Genomic DNA, 17,366 nt, shown 5'->3' with positions numbered 1-17,366 from the left:
CAAGGGAGTCCGGCCAGCTGCGTGCCTGGGGCGGTAACCGGCTAGAAGAGGCCGCCGCCGTCGAATCCGCCGCCGACGCTCGCGAGATCGCCGAATCCGCCGCCGCCGAACAGATCTCCGCCGCCGGACTGGTTGCGCCGGCCACCACCGCCGAACCAATCGAAGTCGTCACCGCCGCCGCCGCTGAACAGATCGCCGCCGCTGCTGAACAGGTCGCCGGTGTTGAACATGTCACCGCTGTCGCCACCGCTGAACATGTCGCCGACATCGCTGAACATGTCGCCGCCGGTACTGAATGTATCGCCGCCGTCGCTGCTGAACATGTCGTTATCGCCGTCGCTGCTGAACATGTCGCTGTCGCCGCTGTCGCTGAACATATCGCCGCCGTCGGAGGAATCATTGGTCCAGCTGTCGTCGGACCAGTCGAATCCGTCGCCACCGTCGCCGTCACCGAACAGGTCACCGCCGTCGCCGCTGTCATCGCCGTACGGGTTGCTGCTGTCGCCGCTGTCGTCACCGAATGGATTGCTGCCGTCGCCGCTGTCGTCACCAAATGGGTTGCTGTCGTCACCGAACGGGTTGCTGCCGTCGCCGCTGTCATCGCCGTACGGGTTACTGTCGTCGCCGCTGTCGTCACCGTAGGGGTTACTGTCGTCGCCGTACGGGTTCCCACCGTCGGAGGCGTTGTCGCCGTCGCCGGACGGATCGGATCCGTCACCGGGCTGGCTCGACTGATCATCCCCGCCGTCTTGCCCCGGCTGACCCGGCGATGGCTTCGGCCGCTGATTGTTCGGACCACCCGGCTTGCCGCTGTCGCCCGGTTTGCTGCTATCGCCCGGCTTTGTCTGATCGTTCGGCTTGTTGGGTTTGGCCGGGTCGCTCGAATTACCGGGCTTCCCAGACTTATACATGCTGTTCAGCTGATTGATCTCATTTTTGCTCAGCGGCGTCGGGCCATTGTTGCACCGGTTGACCGAGCTGGCCATGATGCTACAGCCGCTGTCATTGTGATCGAGGCCGATGGAGTGGAGTAGTTCGTGTGCGGCCACCTCGGTGCGGTCCGCCGGATCGTAATTGCGCGTCTTCGGGTCGAGTTTCACGAATGGGCCGTTGTCCCACCCGCCGAGGCCGGCCACATCACCCTGGAATGTTTCATTGCTGATGTCGATGGCGCCGTTGCCGGTTCCGGGCTTCAACACGAAGTTCAGGCCCGGCGTCGAGTTCAGGTGTTTGACGGCGTTCTCGATGCCCGCGTCTTTGATCTTGTTGTTGTAGTGGATGATTGCCCTGCCGTCGGAGTCGTAGCCCTGGGTCTTCGCTCGGAAGCCGAAGTTGGGCGCCTGAGCTGCCGCGGTGGCGGTGCTGGTCAGGCTGAGCGCGGCGGGCCCGATCAGGGTGCCTGCGACCAGGGCGGCGAATAGCCGGGGTGTGGCATTCGTGGGTGACTTCTTGGCGCGATGTTTTCCGCGGTAGTGGCGACGGTTGGCAGCGGGCGGCATAGCGCGGAGACCTCCGATGAGTGCTAAAGGTGGGATTTCTGCCGAGCCCGAATAGCGGCTGATGCCGGAACTATTATCAGCCGCGAATCATGAAGAGCGCGTTATGTGCTCGTGATCGGCACGCACGACTGTACCGAGGAAACGGCGAATGAGCACAATATGTAAGGGAGGTCTTAACTGGTGAAGATATATCTACGGAGCAGTTAAGCCTGCGTTGCAAGATTTGTTAGTTCGATTGCGGCCCAGTACTTTCGGGCTAACGGGTGCCGAGCGCGCCAGCCAGCTGCGGCCAGGAGTTGCGCAGGTCCGTTTCGAACAGACCCCAGGTGTGCGACCCCGTCCGCCGGTCGACATGGACGGCAGGCACACCGAGCGCAGCCAATCTGCCCGCGAAGGCGGCGGTGCACCGGCTCGCGATCGCCTCGATCGGTGGCATGGGCAGACCGCTGCGATCGATCACGCCCGGGATACCGGACGCGGCCGAGAGATAGACGGCTTTTCCGGCGAGCGCGCCCGCCCGCGCGAACGCGTCATGCGCGCGCCACCCGTCCGAGCCCGGCGCACCCCACATGTTCACCGGGTTGCCGCCGCCACGTAACACCTGCGCGCTGATCATCGCCACCCCGAATACGTCTGCGGACCACGGGCATCCGCTGTACGCCGCAACGGCGCGGTACAGGTGCGGAGCCTGAATCGCGAGATCGACCGCGGAGCCACCGCTCATCGACACCCCGGCGATCGCGTTCCGGCCGGTGGTGTGCAGGTAGGCATCGACGATCGCGGGCAGTTCGCGGGTGAGGTAGGTCTGCCAGCGGGCGCGCCCGATGATCGGATCGTCGGCCCGCCAGTCGGTGTACATGCTGAACGCCCCGCCGATCGGCAGCACCACATTCACGTTCTTATCGGCGAAGAAGTCCCGGACTTCGGTGTTGTGCCACCACGAGATACCGTCCTCGCCGCCACCGATGCCGGTGAGCAGGTACAGCGTCGGCGCCGGGCCGTCGGCCGCCCGGATCACGTGATTGCTGACAACCTGATCCATCGACGGTGAGTAGATGTCGATGCGGGTGACGGCCCGGGTGATCGGCGTTTCGCTGATCACGCGGACCTCGGCGGGCGCCGCGGTTGCGGGCGCCGAGAGGGCGGTGACCGCGACTGCGGTCACCAGCACGCTGACGAGTGCCATCCAACACCGTGAATTCGCCATCCTCTCGGTTATACCGTCGCACGAATCGCTGGTCGGCGCCGAACACGCGCGCCACGCAGCAGTGTTATCGAATGGCTATGCACTGCTTGACAGTCGGTGACCCGGGGCCGCAGCCGGGTATGCCGGGAGAAATAGCCCATCTCCACACAAAAAGTGAGGTTCCGCGCGATGCTCGAGGCAGAACACTTCACCAAGTTCATCGAGGACGGATTCGTTCACGTAGCCGGATCATTTCCGCGCGCGATCGCTGAGCGCTGCGTGGAGATCATGTGGTCGTGCACCGGATGTGCTCCGCACGATCGCACCACCTGGACAAAGCCGCTCGTCCGCTTGCCCGAATGCACTGACGAGCCATTCCGCACCGCCATGCAGATGCCTGATCTGGAACACGCTTTCGACCAGTTGGTGGGCCCCCGTCGGTGGCTGCGCAGGTCCGGTATCGGCCCCATCCCGGTCCGTTTCCCGCACACCGATCCGCCGGGCGACGACTATTGGCACTTCGAGGGCAGTTACCTCCCCGAGGGCTGGAAAGGGCACTCGTTCACCAACTACCGTTCCCGTGGCTGCGCGCTGCTCATGCTGTTCTTGTTCACCGATGTCGCCGAGTCCGACGCACCGACCAGAATTCGCGTCGGCTCCCATCTGGCTCTACCCGGCCGACTGCGCCGCTACGGAGACGCGGGCATCGATGCCACCCGCATCGACGAGACCGGCGTACTCGAAGCCACCGCCGACCTGCCGGTCGCTTACGCCACCGGCAGCGCCGGTGATGTCTATCTGTGTCACCCCTTCCTGATCCACGCCGCCCAGGCCCATCACGGCGATACGCCACGCTTCATGGCGACCCCCACCCTCGAACCCGCCGCTCCGCTGGAATTGGATCGGGCCGACGGCACCTATTCACCTGTCGAGGAGGCCATTCGGGTGGGGCTCGGTATGCAGTAAGGCGAAAACCGTTGCAACGTTCTATCGGTGCGTGCTGTTCACAACTGCTGGTTGGGGATTGGTGCGTGTCGTTTGTTGGACACCGGGCCGCGAATCGAGTCGAATCAACTTCGTGTCGGGTCTGGATTGCGAGCTCGTATTGCTGGATATGCCATGCCATCGGTGCGGTGACGCTTTGCTCTGCGCGGTGCGGGTGCCGCATTCGTTTTTGCGCGCCGACGGTACCGAGGTGAGTGGGACTCGCACGGTAGGACTTTGCGCCGGCTGCGACAAGGAAAATCCGGCGGCCCGAGCGCTCATCGACTATTTCGCGGGCTGTGGCGAGGTGGCGGGTGAGCCCGAGGCGGCGATACTGCTCGGGGACTGGCTGCGCGAGGTCTTGCCCGCGCGGATCGACGACGCTCAGCTGGCGCTGCTCCGGGCCGAGTGCACCGTCCGCACCTGACGGTCGACGCGGACGGTGCCGAAATCGCCTGTCACGTCAGCACTTTGACGCCGTGTACGGCCCGCAGTTCACCGAGCAGCGCCGAACTGACTGTCACCGGGTAGTTGTCGACCGCTAGCGTGGTGCGCCGGTCGCGGTAGCACAGCACGAGGCGCACCGGGGTCCCGCCGCGGTGTGACCGCAGCGCCGATTTCAATTCGAGCACACTGTCGCGGCGAGTGGACTCCGCATTGATTTCCAGCATCAGCGGAGCTGCGTGCTCGCCGCGTTCCACTGAACTGATATCGAGCGGAGCCAGATGGGTGCCGAAGATGCCCATCCTGTCCTCCCGCCAATTCACTCGGCCTTCCACTGCCACAACGGCGTCCACGACCAGATCGGTCGTGAACAGGTTGTAACTCTTCGGAAAGAACAGGACTTCGACCGAGGCGTCCAGGTCCTCGATCACCGCGATCGCCCAGCTTTCACCTTTCTTGTTGACCCGGCGTTCCAATGCGGAGATCATGCCAGAAATCACGATCGTCCCTTCTCGTGGCGCGTTGGCCAGCACATGGGCAATCGGCTTCGGTGCCGCCTTGCGGAGAATGTGATTCGTTCCGTCGAGTGGATGCCCGGAAACGTAGAGCCCCAGCATTTCTCGCTCCAGCCCGAGCAAGATTTTGCGCGGCCACTCTTCGCCGTCGAACTTCAGATGGCTCAGCGGTGAAGAATGACTGGACGTCTCCTCGGCGCCGCTCTCGACCCCGAACAAGTCGAACTGTCCCATCGCCTCCTGGCGCTTGAGCCCGGTGACGGCGTCCACCGCTTCCTCGTGCACGTCGATGAGCGCCTTGCGCGGATGATCGAACGAGTCGAACGCGCCGGCCTTGATGAGCGACTCCAGCACACGCTTGTTGCAGCAGACCAGTTCCGACTTCTCGATGAAGTCGGCGAACGAGGTGTACTTGCCCTTGGTGGTGCGGGTCTTGATGATCGACTCGACCACATTGGCCCCGACGTTACGAATACCGCCGAGTCCGAACCTGATGTCGGTGCCGACGGCGGAGAACCGCAGCGACGACTCGTTGACGTCCGGCGCAAGCACTTTGAGGCCGAGCTGACGGCACTCGGCCAGGTAGATCGCGGACTTGTCCTTGTTGTCGGCCACCGAAGTGAGCAGTGCCGCCATGTATTCGGCCTGATAGTTGGCCTTGAGGTAGGCGGTCCAGTAACCGACGAGCGCGTACCCCGCCGCGTGCGACTTGTTGAACGCGTATCCGGCGAACGGCAGCACGGTGTCCCACAGGGCCTGCACCGCTTCGTCGGAGAAGCCGTTCTCGCGCATGCCCGCGCGAAAGCCCTCGAACTCCTTCTCCAGGACCTCGAGCTTCTTCTTGCCCATCGCCCGGCGCAGCACGTCGGCGCGGCCCATCGAGAAGCCCGCGACCCGCTGGGCGATCTGCATGATCTGTTCCTGGTACACGACCAGGCCGTAGGTCTCGGCGAGGATGTCGCGCAGCGGCTCGGCCAGTTCCGCGTGGATCGGCTCGATCGCCTGCCTGGCGTTCTTGCGGTCGGCGTAGTTGTTGTGCGTGTTCATCGCCATCGGCCCGGGCCGATACAGCGCGTTGACGGCGATGATGTCCTCGAACCCGGTGGGCCCCAATCGCCGAAGCAGTTCGCGCATCGCGTTGCCGTCGAGCTGGAAGACGCCGAGGCTGTCGCCGCGACCGAGCAGCTCGTAGGTCTTCGGGTCGTCGGTGCCGAGCGAGTCGAGGTCGACCGTCTCGCCGCGGTTGGCCTCGATGTTCTCGATCGCGTCGCCGATCACCGTGAGGTTGCGCAGCCCGAGGAAGTCCATCTTGAGCAGGCCGATGGCCTCACAGGACGGGTAGTCCCACCCGGTGATCATCGAGCCGTCCTCGCGCCGCCACAGCGGGATGACGTTCGCCAGCGGCTCCGAGGACATGATCACCGCGCAGGCGTGCACGCCCGCGTTGCGGATCAGGCCCTCCAGGCCGCGCGCGGTCTCGAAGATGGTGGCGACGTCTTTGTCGGTCTCGATCAGCGAACGCACCTCGGCCGCTTCGGGATAGCGCTCGTGCTTCGGATCGACGATGCCCGACAGCGGAATATCCTTCGCGGCGACCGGCGGCGGCAGCGCCTTGGAGATGCGGTCGGCGATGGCGAAACCCGGCTGGCCGAAGTGCACCCGTGCCGAATCCTTGATCGCCGCTTTCGTTTTGATCTTGCCGAAGGTGATCACCTGGGCGATGCGGTCGCTGCCGTATTTCTCCGTCGCGTAACGCACCATCTCACCGCGGCGGCGATCGTCGAAGTCCATATCGATATCGGGCATCGACATGCGCTCGGGATTCAGGAATCGCTCGAACAGCAGGCCGTGATGGATGGGGTCCAGATTGGTGATGCCCATCGCGTAGGACACCAGTGACCCGGCCGCCGAACCACGCCCCGGGCCGACCCGGATGCCTTGCTGGCGAGCGTAATTCATCAGGTCGGCGGTGATGAGGAAGTAGGCGGGAAACCCCTTCTGCACGATGATGTCGATCTCGAACTCGGCGCGGCGCAGATATTCCTCGGGCACCCCACCGGGCAGCCGCCAGGCGAGGCCACGCATGACTTCCGCGCGGAACCACGAGGTCACGTCGTAACCCTCGGGCGCTTCGTAGATCGGCATCCGATCGGTGTGCTCCCACACCTCGGCGTACGACTCGACCCGTTCGGCGATCAACAGCGTGTTGTCGGCCGCGCCGGGCACCTGGGTATCCCAATACGCCCGCATCTCCTCGGCCGACTGCAGGTAGTAACCGTCGCCGTCGAACTTGAACCGCGTCGGATCGCTGAGTGTCTTCCCCGCCTGGACACACAGCAGCGCGGCATGCGCCTCGGACTGATCCTTGGTGACGTAGTGAGAGTCGTTGGTGGCCAACGGCGGAATGCCCAGCTTCGCGCTGATCTCGAGCAGCCCGTCGCGGACCGAGCGCTCGATGGGCAGACCATGGTCCATCAGTTCGACGAAGAAGTTCTCCTTGCCGAAGATGTCGCGGTAATCGGCGGCCGCCTGGATCGCCTCGGCGTGCTGACCGAGCCGCAGCCGGGTCTGCACCTCGCCGGACGGGCAGCCGGTGGTGGCGATGATGCCTTCGGCGTGCCCGGCGACCAGTTCCCGGTCCATCCGCGGCTTACGGTAGTAGCCCTCGATGCTGGCCAGCGAAGACAGCTTGAACAGGTTGCGCAACCCGTGCGCGTCGCGTGCCAGCATCGTCATGTGCGTGTACGCACCACCACCGGAGACGTCGCCGCCGACGCCTTCCCCATTCGACCCGCGCTGATTCGCCTGCCCCCAGAACACCGGCTTCTTGTGAAATCTACTGCCCGGGGCGAGATAAGCCTCGATCCCTATGATCGGCTTGATGCCCATTTTCGTGGCGACCTGATAGAACTCGTCGGCCCCGAACATGTTCCCGTGATCGGTCATGCCCACTGCGCTCATCCCGAGCCGCCCGGCCTCCTCGAACAGCGGCTGGATCTTCGCCGCACCGTCCAGCATCGAGTACTCGGTGTGCACATGCAGGTGAACGAACGAGGACAACGGAGGCCTCCAGGCGCGACTCGGACTCGGATCGGCCTATTCGAGCCGAGCGGGCGATCGCGGGTCAAACAATCAACACGCACCTCGTGACAACCAGTGGTTGTCCTGGCTGGCCCTGTGCCGCAAGCCATTCCGTTCGCAGGCCCGAAGTGCCGGTGCCGACCGTCTTGCCCGTGCACGGCACGCGGTCAAGCGGATCGGCCCCAGCTGTCGCTGCGGATCTCGGTCGGCGGGAGCCAGTGGCGTTCGGGGTCGAACGGGTCGAGGTAGGCGGCGATATGGCTGAGGAGGCGGGGCAGCACGGGATGCCGGTTGCTCCGGAGCCAGAGCATGGAGTGCGGATAGCAGGGGGTCGGCTCGGCGAGCGGGATCCGGCGGATATCGGGATGCCAAGGGACGCGCAACAATTCGCCGGAGAAGAGATAGCCGTCGGCGGACTCGGCGATCTCGTCGAGCAGGTGGTCCAGGCCGAAGTCCGGGCCCGCGGTATCGATGGTGAGCCCGAAGTCCTCGGCGAGATCGTCGTAGAACTGCGCCCATTCGCTGCCTGGCTCGTTGCCGGGCATTCGGGCGATCGAACCCGCGAGGTCGGCAAGCGTGACCCGGCGTCGATCGGCCAGATGATGTTTGTGGCCTACCAGGATGTGCAGGGGTTCGAGGTAGGCGGGCATGTGGTCGATGGCGGGGTCCAGCGCGCCGACCACTCGCGCGAAGGCGACGTCGATGGTGCCGTCGACGAGGGTGGATCGGCCGCTGCGCAGCCCGCTGGACGTCACGATGTCGATCTCCACCCCGCGATGGGTCTCGTGGAACGTCCTGATCAGCTCGGTGGGCGCGAGGCGGGTGCCGAGCACGTCCACCCGCAGCGGGCGGTCGTTGCCCTGTATCGAGGCGACGGCCTGATCGGCCAGTGCGATCAGAGCGCGGGCGTGGACGAGAAAGGCAGCCCCGGCTTCGGTGACGTCGCTGCCCTGGCGCGTGCGGTGGAACAGTGCCGTGCCCAGCGCGGTTTCGAGCTTCGCGATGCGCTTGGAGACGGCCTGCTGGGTCAGCCCCAAATGGTCTGCTGCCGCGCCGAAATGCTGGTGGTCGGCGAGCACGAGGAAGGCTCGGACCGCGCCGAGATCCAGTTCCAACTCGGTTCCTTTCACAACAGGGGGTTGTCAGCCGAAGAGCCACACTAGGCGTGCCGGGCGTGGACAGCCAGCTCCGGTGGGTCGCCGAAATATTGCCGGGGCGCGGCCGTGCATCGGCAAGAGGTGCAGCGTCTTTCGGGCAACACATATTTTCTCGCAAGTAGGTCATTCGGCGACGGCAGCTGTATTCCCCACTCGTCATCTGGGGTTTCACCGAGCCGATGCCGCGGCTTAATCTCCGCCCATCGGGAATTCATACGTCCCTTTGGAGGAGCCGATATGTCCCGTATCTTCCGGCCGACTCGATCCAGGTGCCCGGCCTCGTGCCGGGCGGCGTCCTGTGTGCGGGCGCGGCGGGCATCGGGACAGGCGAAGTCCGCGCCGGGGACTGCGAACAACGTCGCGCCGCGCACTGCGGTGGCCGGCGGTTGTGCGAGAGACAAGGGAAGTCCATGAGCAGAGTACGCAATATTCTGGCATCTTTGACCGCGGTGACGGTGTGCGGTTTTTCGACGCTGGCCCTGAATCCGGCGACGGCGAACGGCCAGGATGATTCGCCTTACTACTGGGAAGTCCCGGTGCCGACGCAGGCGCAGAAGGACATCATCGAGGAGGCCGGGATCGAAATGGTTCCGGCGGGCCCGGGGCAGGTGACCATCGCGGCGGACGAGGCGACCGCCAAGGCGCTGCGGGAACGCGGACTTCAACCGAAAAAGGGTGCGCCGGTTTACAAGTCGTTACCGCAGGAGCGAAAAGCTCCGGACGCTACGTATTACGGCGGTTATCACACCGCGGCGGACCTGCTCAAGCACGCCTCGGATGTGGCGGCCAAATACCCGGGCATCGCCCAGGTGCACGACATCGGCAAGAGCTGGAAGGCCGAACGAGGCACCGGCGGGCACACCATGAAGGTCATCTGCCTGACCGGAGTCGCGAAGCAGGCCACCGATCAGGAGAAGGCCGCGGCGAAAACGACGCTCGCCCCGAACGGCTGCGCGATGTCGCCCACTGCCTCGACCAAGCCGCGTTTCCTGTTGACCGCGCAGATCCACGCCCGCGAGCTGGCGACCGGCGAACTGGCCTGGAAGTGGATCGACTACCTCGCCAACGGCTACGGCACCGACGCCACGGCGACCTCGATCCTGGACAACACCGAGATCTGGGTGGTCCCGGTGACCAACCCGGACGGGGTCGACGTGACGGCCAGCGGCGGCAACCGGCCGAAGATGCAGCGTAAGAACGTCAACAACACCCAGACTCCCTCGTCCTGCTCGGTGGTCGACGGGTCCGGCAACGGTCCTGGCGTCGATCTGAACCGCAACTTCACCATCCGCTGGGGTGGCGACTCGCGGAACCCCTGCTCGCAGACGTTCCAGGGTCCGCGCGCCGCTTCCGAACCGGAAACCCAAGCGGTACAGCGGCTTTACGCGAGCCTGTTCACCAATCAGCGCCCCGCGGGCAGCCGGGATGTTCCGGATACCGCCAAGGGAATCGTGATCGATCTGCACGCCTACGGTAATTACGGAATCATTCCGAGCGGCGCCACCACGAAGAATGCCAGCCAGTTGCGCGCATTGGCCAGGAAGATCGTTCCCGGGTTCACCGTCGGCACCTCCGAAGAAACCGTCGGATACTCGACCACCGGAACAACCGACGATCAGGCCCACGGCGCATTGGGGCTGGCCGCCCTCACCATCGAAATCGGCCCGAACAATTCGTCGTCCTGTGGCGGCTTCATGCCCCGCTACTCCTGCGTGAACGACACCTTCTGGCCGCAGATCAAGCGGGCGTTCACCACCGCGGCGCAATCCGCGGGCGCACCGTACAAGCAAACACAGCCGAGTCCCGCCGACAACCAAACACAGCAGCTTCCCGCAGGTAACTGATTCCATTCCGCGCGCCGACCTGGTCCTTGGTGACCGGGTCGGCGCGCGGCTGCGTGCTCAGGGAACGGTGACGTTGGTAACTGGACAGATTCTTTCGAATGTAAAACTGATAGCTTGTGCTGGCCATGCTTGCGCCACGCGGGCGATCGCTGGCCGGTAGTCGAATTCCGGTCATGATCTCACCGCCGAAGTAAGGGCGGTATCGCGATGACCAACAACCGCTTGTCATTTCGGTCCCGGTGGCAATACCGGGTCGATTACCGCTGGGTGGTCGATTTTCTCGAATACCATTCCGTGCTCGGCCGGATCAAGGTCGTGATCGGCGCGGGTGGCCTGCTGATGCTGGTGAACGCCACGCTGATGGCCATCTCGCCCGCCGGTGTGCACGGCAGGGCCGGTACCGCGGTGACCATGCTGTCCGCCGTAATCGGCGGCTTGTGGGCGGTGCGCTGGTGGACGCTGCCGTGGCCGCGCGAGGCCGAATCGCTGGCCTGGATCGCCGCCATCGACGTCATCACCACCGTCGACAGCATGCTCGTCCAGGATCGTGTCCTGGGCGCCCTCGGCACCATCATGCTGGTCGCGACCGGCACCTACGTGGCGGTCTTCCACAGTCCGCGGATCCTGGCCCTGAGTTTGGGCTGGTCGCTGCTGTCGATCCTGGTGCTGTCGGCCACGATGGTGCTCGGCACCGGACGATGGCGCGGCGATATCGCGCTCGGCATCGCGGTCGTGGTGGCCAATCTTGCGGTGATCGGTGTGGTCCTGCCGACCGTGCAGCTCTCGCACTGGCTGCTGCGGATGGACGCGCTGTCCGATCCGCTCACCAGACTGCTGAACCGGCGCGGTCTCGACTCGCACTGGTCGGAACGCACCGGATGGGCCGGGCGCCCAACGGGTTACGCGATCGCGCTGGACCTGGACCGGTTCAAAGCCGTGAACGATACGTTCGGCCACCCGTTCGGCGACGAGGTCTTGCAGCGGACCGCGGATCGGCTGCGATCGGCGGCCGACTCCGATGCCCTCATCGCGCGTACCGGCGGCGAGGAGTTCGCGGTGGTCGGCTGGGTGCGCGACGTGCCGGCCGCCGTGGTCGCCGAGCGGCTGCGTGACGCGATCGCGACGATGCCCGGCCTGCCGATCACCATCACCGCCAGCGTCGGCGCCGCACTGTTCACGGCGTCCCGGACCGGCGAGCTGCCGCCGCATCCGCAGGTCCTGCGCGCCGCCGATGCGGCGATGTATCGAGCGAAGCGACTGGGCGGCAACACCGTTGTCCTCACCGAGGTGGGTCCGACCGCACCCGAGCCGGACCCGAGCTGTTTCGCCAAGGCCGGCGCCGAGGTTTCCAGGCTCACTCGACCGCGATACGAGCAGCACCGCCGATCCTGACCTCGTACGGTCTACCCACGAGGAATGGATACAGCGATGACAGCAGCGTCCGACAACGTCAGGCCCGCGGCCGCGGTCGACAACGGTCGTGCCGGACCACCCGACGCCGCCGAGGTGGCGCAACTGAACGACCTGCTCGATCATGTGCGCGCCAACGCGCTGCGCCTGCAAGCGGACTTCGGTGTCCCGCCGAGCGTGCTGCGCATCCGCGCGGGGGAGGTCACGGTCGAGGCCGAGTGGGCGCAAGCCGCCGCGCCTGACTTGGGCGTCGTTGCGCACCAGCATGTTTCGAACTCCGTCGAGGACGGGGGAGCGGTGGCGGTGGACGCGCGTCATGTCGTGCGCGCTCCTTCCGTCGGTGTGTTCTACCGGGCTCCCAAACCTGGCGCCGCGCCGTTCGTCGCCGTCGGCGACCACGTCGAGCCGAACACCCAGGTGGCGATCGTCGAAGTCATGAAGCTGATGATCCCGGTGCCCGCCGGAGTCGCCGGACGGGTGGCGGAGGTGCTGGGCCCGGAGGGTGGCCCGGTCGAGTTCGACGAGCCGTTGTTCGCCATCGAACCGGATGCGGCCACCGCCTGAACACTTCGTTCAGGCGCTGGCCGCGGAGGAGCTCAGGCAGGCACGATGGCGACGACGCGAGTCCAGCCCGCGCCTGCCCCGCCCACCGGTATCGGGAAACACGCGATGGTGAACCCGGTAGCGGTGGGCAGTTCTTCGAGATGCGCCAGCTTCTCCAGTTGCAGGTATTCGCGTTGCCGCCCGTAGATGTGGGCGGGCCACAGCGCGCGGGGATCGCGGCTACGGCGGTACTCGTCGATCATCTGCCGCATCGGCCGGTCGAGACCCCACGCGTCGATGCCGATCACCCGAATCCCTTGCTCCACAAGGAATTGCGTGCCTTCACCGCTGAGGCCCGGATAGCGGTCCAGGTAGGCCGCCGTACCCCAGAACCGGTCGGCACCGGTCCACAGCAGCACGATCTCACCGGGGGTCAGCTGGTGGTCGATGCTGTCGAGCGCACCGGCCAGATCCGCCGGGGTGATCGCGTCGCCCGCCGGCACGGCCCGCAGGTCCAGGCGAACGCCGGGACCGTAGCACCACTCGAGCGGCACCTGATCGATGCTGCGGGCCGGCTGCCCCGCACAGAGCGGACCGTAGTGCAGCGGTGCGTCCATGTGGGTTCCGGTGTGCGTGGTCAGCGTGACCGTCTCGTTGGAGATCGCCGTCCCGTCCGGAAAGTCCTCGGGCGCAAGGCCGAGCACGGTCGCACCGCTGCGATGATCGAGCAGATCGATCTTCACCGGCGTCGCCTCGCTCGGCGCGTCCCGGAGCACCACGCTCAGATCGATCAGGCGAGTCATGCTGCGGTCCCGGCCAATTCCGCGGTGATTCGCTCCGCCTCCATCTTGACCGCGGCCAGATCGGCGACGCTGTTGCGCTCGACCGCGGCCTGCAGCATCTCGTCGGCCTCGGCGTAGGTGTACTTCCCGGCGACCTTGCCGTCGACGGGTTCGCGCGCCACGAAGTCGTGGGTCAGCACCAGTTGGGTGCGGTCGTCGTCCAGCGGCAGCGCCCGCCACTCACCGCCCATATGCCCCATCAACGGCGCCTTCTCCAGCTGCTGGTAGGCGATGACGTGCCGGTCGGCGTCGAGGTCGCGCCGGGAGACCCACGACTGGTTCGCCCCGCTCACCTCGACCACGAGCCGGGCGATCTGGTGCGTCGGCGACTCCTCGAGGATGGTGACCTGCTGGGTCGGCGGGAAGATCTTGGCGTATCCCTCGACATCGGCCAGGACGCCCCAGACGACGTCGACCGGTGCCTCGACGGTGACTGTGTGTTCGGTGTGGTGCATGGTGGCTCCGTTCGTCGGTGTGCGGCGGGCGAGGAGATCCTCGTGGTTGGCGTAGGCGGCGTCGTAGGTGATCTTCGAGCGCCACTGGGAGATGAAGCCGTGGACGTGCGGCAGTTCGGAGAAGGTCCGCAGGTCCGCGATGGTCCGGCAGGAGAACTGCGCGATGGCGTCGGCGGTGACGCCCTGGGCGCCGTCGTCGACGGGCAGCCGAATGTGCGGGCCGTGGCCGAATTGTTCGATGAGGTCCGAACTTTCGGCGAGCGCGCGTAGTCCGGTGAAGAACTGGTCGCGGTCCTGTTCGCTGACCGAGTTCGCGAAACGGTAGATGATTGTGTGGATTATCAAGCGAGCCTCCGCTGGTCGAGTGCTGTCACGCTCGATCGTGCGCGGGCGGGCTCGAAGTTCACTCGTACCCGAGTTGAGGCGGCGCGGCAGGCACCGGCCGACCACCACAACCCCTCACGCGCTGCGTACGGAACGCTCCGTACGCAGCGCCGCGGTGGTCGGCCGGTCGAGGTGCCATCGATCCTGCCGCACCGAACGCCGACGGTAGTCCCGCCGATACGCACCAACGGGTGCCTAACGACTTGGCAGGCTGAGATTCATGACGACGCCAGCCGATTCCCGGTACACCTCGTCCCCGGACGCTGTCGCGGGCCGTTGTCCGCCGCGGCTGGTGGGCCCCCTGTTCGGCAACTCCTGGCTGACGGTCACGGCGTACGCGCTGCGCGACGGGCCGATGCGCACGGGTCAGTTGCGCCGCAGCATCGGCGGCATCAGTCAGAAGATGCTCACCCAGACGCTGCGGCGGATGGAACACATGGCCTTGGTCGAACGCCGGCGTTATCCGGAAGCCCCGCCGCGCGTCGAATATCAGCTCACCGAGGCAGGAAAAGACCTGCTGCTTCCCATTTTCGCATTGGGGGCGTGGGCGCACCGCCACGGTGATGCGGTGCGCTCCGCGATGGCCGAGCATCCCGCCGGGCGGTAACGGCCCGGCGGGATCGCTGCTAATAAGCCACCCGGTCCTCGGTCAGCAGTTCCTGCTGGATCGACTGGAGCTCCGAGGTCGGCCGCACGCCCAATTCCGCATCGAGTACTTGCCACAGATCGCGATACGCCGCCAGCGCCTCCGCCCGGCGGCCACATTTGTGCAGCACCTTTATCAATTGCGCGTGCAGATTTTCGTTGAGCGGATTCTCCGCCACCAGTAACCGAAGTTGCGGAATCAGCCCTCGGTAATTACCTGTGCGCTGCTTGATTTCGATGTCGAGTTCGAGCGCCGTGAGTCGGACTTCTTTCAGATAGGTGACGTAGGCGTCGAGTACCTGGCCTTTCGGAATGCCGACCAAGAACGGCCCGCGCCATAATTTGCGGGTGATGTCCAAATGATCGATCACCGATTCCAGGTCGCCGAGTGCGTACGCTTTGGTGGCCTTGTCGACGTGCGCGATGTACGCCCGCACGTCGACCGACTCGTCGGCCACCTCGATCGCGTACCCGGACGGCCTGGTGACCAGGATGTCCTTGCCGCCGGACAGCGCCGCGAACATCTTGCGGGCGTGGTAGACGTAGGTTTGCAGGGTGGTGAGCGCGCTGCGGGGCATGTCCTCGCCCCAGAGCTCCTCGATCAAGGAATCCACGCTCACCGTCTCGCCGTTCTGAATCAATAACAAGCCGAGTAGTTGGCTTATTTTCGATTGTGTCAACAGGATCGGCCCTTCGTCGGCGACGATTTCGAACTGGCCGAGCAGCTTGAACCTCATTTTCCATTCCCCCCCGGGGTGTCGGACATGCGTCAAGACGGTCAACGTCGCACTGGTCGTAGCTGACCGTTGAATGTGTTCGAACCAAGAGTACGCCGCGCCCCGGCCGCAGCGGCTCCAATGACACTGGGCCAACGAGGAAATGTCGCTCGACTCAACCCATATCGTGTCGCTCGAATGCTATCGCGACTATTCTCCGCGCCCCAAGCCCAGACTTCTGTGGTCGGCACCTATGGGTGCTCAACGATAGCCTGAGTTTCACATTTCGGTTCGGTCACATAATACCTATCGTCCGAAAGGCTCATGTCCTGTTTATCTGATTCGTCACCGCAAACCGTGCCGTAATGCCGCGATCTGGTCGCGTACCATGCGTTGCGACACGGCGGCATGCGCGAGTCCGATCGACGCGTGGAATGTGCCGAGATAGTGCACGATCTCGGTTTTCACGCCGGCCTGAATCAAGCGGTGCGCGAAGGAAATTCCCTCGTCGCGCAGCGGGTCGTACTCGCAGACCCCGACGAACGCGGGCGGCAATCCGGAAAGGTCCACGGCCCGCGCCGGTGCCGCGTACGGCGACGGTGGGCCATCGCCCAGGTAGTGCCGCCAGCACCGGCTGAGCGCGGTGCGGTCGAGCATCGGCGTGTCCACGAAGGACCGCGCGGAGACGGTGGCGAGGCGGTCGTCGAGCTGCGGAAAAAGCAGGTACAGGAACGCGATTCGGGGGCCGTGCCGGTCCCGTGCGAGCAGCGCGACCCCCGCGGCCAGCCCGCCGCCCGCACTGAAGCCGCCGACGCCGATCCGATGTGGTTCCACCCCTAGTTCCACTGACCGGTCCGCGGTCCATTCCAGGGCGGCGTAACAATCGTGCAGGCCGGCCGGGAAGGGATGCTCCGGCGCGAGCCGGTACTCGGGGGACACCACGACCGCGCCGACCTGATCGGCGATGCGCGACGCGAAGGTCTGCGCGGTATCCAGATCCCCGGTCACGAAGCCACCCCAGTGCGGAAATATCAAGGCAGGCAGGGGTTCCGGCCGATCGACCGGACGATAGATCCGCACGGTGACCGGTCCAGCGCCGGGTGGGCCGGGTATCGGCCGGTCCACGATCGTCACCCGCGACGCGGCCTCGTAGGCGGGCTGACGAGCCATCACCGCGCGCAGCGCGGCGCGCGCGGCCACCGGATCCGAATAGTCGAGCGGTCGTAGCTGCGGCACGAACGGCGCCAGCTCAGGGTCGAAATCGTAAGTCACCGGCCCACTCCCGTCGTTCGTCGCCACCGCAACAACCGTCGCCCGGCCCGGCCGGACGCCGCGGGCGCCACCGCATGCAGGGTCAGCCGATCGTCGGCCAGCTCGGCGTCGCGGTGTTGCCGGGTCCCGACCAGATAGTCGTGCGAGCTGACCAGCACCCGGTGGATCACCTGCCTGCCGCACAGCTCCCAGGTGCCCGCATACCCCATGAAGCCGGGGCCGGTGCCCGGCGCGCGCATCATGCTCACCGACATGTGACCGTCGGCGGCGTAGAAGAGCAGGCCGCACGGATCGGCGCCGAGTGGCCCCTCGTGCACGCCGCCGTCTTCGCCGATGCTGCAATAGGCCTCCAGCCACCAGGTGCCGATGAGGTCCGCCGCGCGCATCCC

15 protein-coding genes are annotated in these 17,366 nt (G+C 65.7%); 6 read left to right on the top strand and 9 right to left on the bottom strand.

What is annotated here, in order from left to right:
- Nucleotides 1-41 precede the first annotated feature (41 nt).
- Both DBO33_RS44455 and DBO33_RS24290 read right to left on the bottom strand, forming a co-directional pair.
- Nucleotides 42-1,499 (bottom strand): matrixin family metalloprotease, encoded by a 1,458-nt coding sequence (locus DBO33_RS44455; RefSeq protein WP_107657115.1) that lies wholly within the window; start codon nt 1,497-1,499, stop codon nt 42-44.
- Nucleotides 1,500-1,755: 256 nt separating this feature from the next.
- On the bottom strand, nt 1,756-2,685 hold the full coding sequence (locus tag DBO33_RS24290) for an alpha/beta hydrolase (protein WP_199856741.1): 930 nt from the start codon (nt 2,683-2,685) through the stop codon (nt 1,756-1,758).
- A 189-nt stretch (nt 2,686-2,874) separates the two neighbouring features.
- Between DBO33_RS24290 and DBO33_RS24285 the strand changes: the two genes are divergently transcribed.
- Together DBO33_RS24285 and DBO33_RS24280 are read left to right on the top strand one after the other, a co-directional pair.
- Nucleotides 2,875-3,651, top strand: a complete 777-nt coding sequence (locus DBO33_RS24285) for a phytanoyl-CoA dioxygenase family protein (protein ID WP_107660552.1) — start codon at nt 2,875-2,877, stop codon at nt 3,649-3,651.
- A 148-nt stretch (nt 3,652-3,799) separates the two neighbouring features.
- Nucleotides 3,800-4,096, top strand: a complete 297-nt coding sequence (locus DBO33_RS24280) for a DUF6300 family protein (RefSeq protein ID WP_234391390.1) — start codon at nt 3,800-3,802, stop codon at nt 4,094-4,096.
- A 31-nt stretch (nt 4,097-4,127) separates the two neighbouring features.
- Here the strand turns inward: DBO33_RS24280 and dnaE are convergent, their stop codons facing one another.
- Together dnaE and DBO33_RS24270 are read right to left on the bottom strand one after the other, a co-directional pair.
- On the bottom strand, nt 4,128-7,688 hold the full coding sequence (gene dnaE, locus DBO33_RS24275; protein WP_107657112.1) for a DNA polymerase III subunit alpha: 3,561 nt from the start codon (nt 7,686-7,688) through the stop codon (nt 4,128-4,130).
- Nucleotides 7,689-7,876: 188 nt separating this feature from the next.
- Complete coding sequence (locus DBO33_RS24270) at nt 7,877-8,824, bottom strand: LysR family transcriptional regulator (protein ID WP_107660551.1); 948 nt, start codon at nt 8,822-8,824, stop codon at nt 7,877-7,879.
- A 452-nt stretch (nt 8,825-9,276) separates the two neighbouring features.
- Between DBO33_RS24270 and DBO33_RS24265 the strand changes: the two genes are divergently transcribed.
- From DBO33_RS24265 to DBO33_RS24255, 3 genes are all read left to right on the top strand, one after another.
- On the top strand, nt 9,277-10,710 hold the full coding sequence (locus DBO33_RS24265; RefSeq protein ID WP_107657111.1) for a M14 family zinc carboxypeptidase: 1,434 nt from the start codon (nt 9,277-9,279) through the stop codon (nt 10,708-10,710).
- Nucleotides 10,711-10,917: 207 nt separating this feature from the next.
- Complete coding sequence (locus DBO33_RS24260) at nt 10,918-12,102, top strand: GGDEF domain-containing protein (protein ID WP_107657110.1); 1,185 nt, start codon at nt 10,918-10,920, stop codon at nt 12,100-12,102.
- A gap of 36 nt (nt 12,103-12,138) precedes the next feature.
- A complete protein-coding gene (locus tag DBO33_RS24255; RefSeq protein WP_107660550.1) occupies nt 12,139-12,684 on the top strand; it encodes an acetyl-CoA carboxylase biotin carboxyl carrier protein in 546 nt (181 codons plus the stop codon).
- Between the two features lie 32 nt (nt 12,685-12,716).
- Here DBO33_RS24255 and DBO33_RS24250 read toward each other — a convergent pair whose 3' ends face one another.
- Nucleotides 12,717-13,466, bottom strand: coding sequence for a cyclase family protein (locus DBO33_RS24250; RefSeq protein WP_107657109.1), 750 nt, complete (start codon nt 13,464-13,466; stop codon nt 12,717-12,719).
- The gene (locus DBO33_RS24245; protein WP_107657108.1) at nt 13,463-14,305 is read right to left on the bottom strand and encodes an aromatase/cyclase; all 843 of its coding nucleotides are present in this window, start codon (nt 14,303-14,305) and stop codon (nt 13,463-13,465) included. The genes DBO33_RS24250 and DBO33_RS24245 overlap by 4 nt, the downstream gene beginning before the upstream one ends.
- Before the next feature lie 259 nt (nt 14,306-14,564).
- Between DBO33_RS24245 and DBO33_RS24240 the strand changes: the two genes are divergently transcribed.
- On the top strand, nt 14,565-14,951 hold the full coding sequence (locus tag DBO33_RS24240; protein ID WP_107657107.1) for a winged helix-turn-helix transcriptional regulator: 387 nt from the start codon (nt 14,565-14,567) through the stop codon (nt 14,949-14,951).
- A 19-nt stretch (nt 14,952-14,970) separates the two neighbouring features.
- On the opposite strand, the gene DBO33_RS24235 is transcribed toward DBO33_RS24240, so the two are convergent.
- The 3 genes from DBO33_RS24235 to DBO33_RS24225 all read right to left on the bottom strand — a co-directional run bounded on the left by DBO33_RS24235 (nt 14,971) and on the right by DBO33_RS24225 (nt 17,363).
- Entirely contained in the window at nt 14,971-15,726 is a 756-nt protein-coding gene (locus tag DBO33_RS24235; RefSeq protein ID WP_107657106.1) for an AfsR/SARP family transcriptional regulator, read from the bottom strand.
- A 324-nt stretch (nt 15,727-16,050) separates the two neighbouring features.
- Nucleotides 16,051-16,977: an alpha/beta hydrolase gene (locus DBO33_RS24230; RefSeq protein WP_107657105.1), complete on the bottom strand. Its 927-nt coding sequence runs from the start codon at nt 16,975-16,977 to the stop codon at nt 16,051-16,053.
- Entirely contained in the window at nt 16,974-17,363 is a 390-nt protein-coding gene (locus DBO33_RS24225) for a lipocalin-like domain-containing protein (protein ID WP_107660549.1), read from the bottom strand. The genes DBO33_RS24230 and DBO33_RS24225 overlap by 4 nt, the downstream gene beginning before the upstream one ends.
- Nucleotides 17,364-17,366 lie beyond the last annotated feature (3 nt).

Source organism: Nocardia suismassiliense, assembly GCF_900269665.1.
Classification (GTDB): Bacteria; Actinomycetota; Actinomycetes; order Mycobacteriales; family Mycobacteriaceae; genus Nocardia; species Nocardia suismassiliense.
This window is presented reverse-complemented; position numbering and strand designations above follow the sequence as displayed.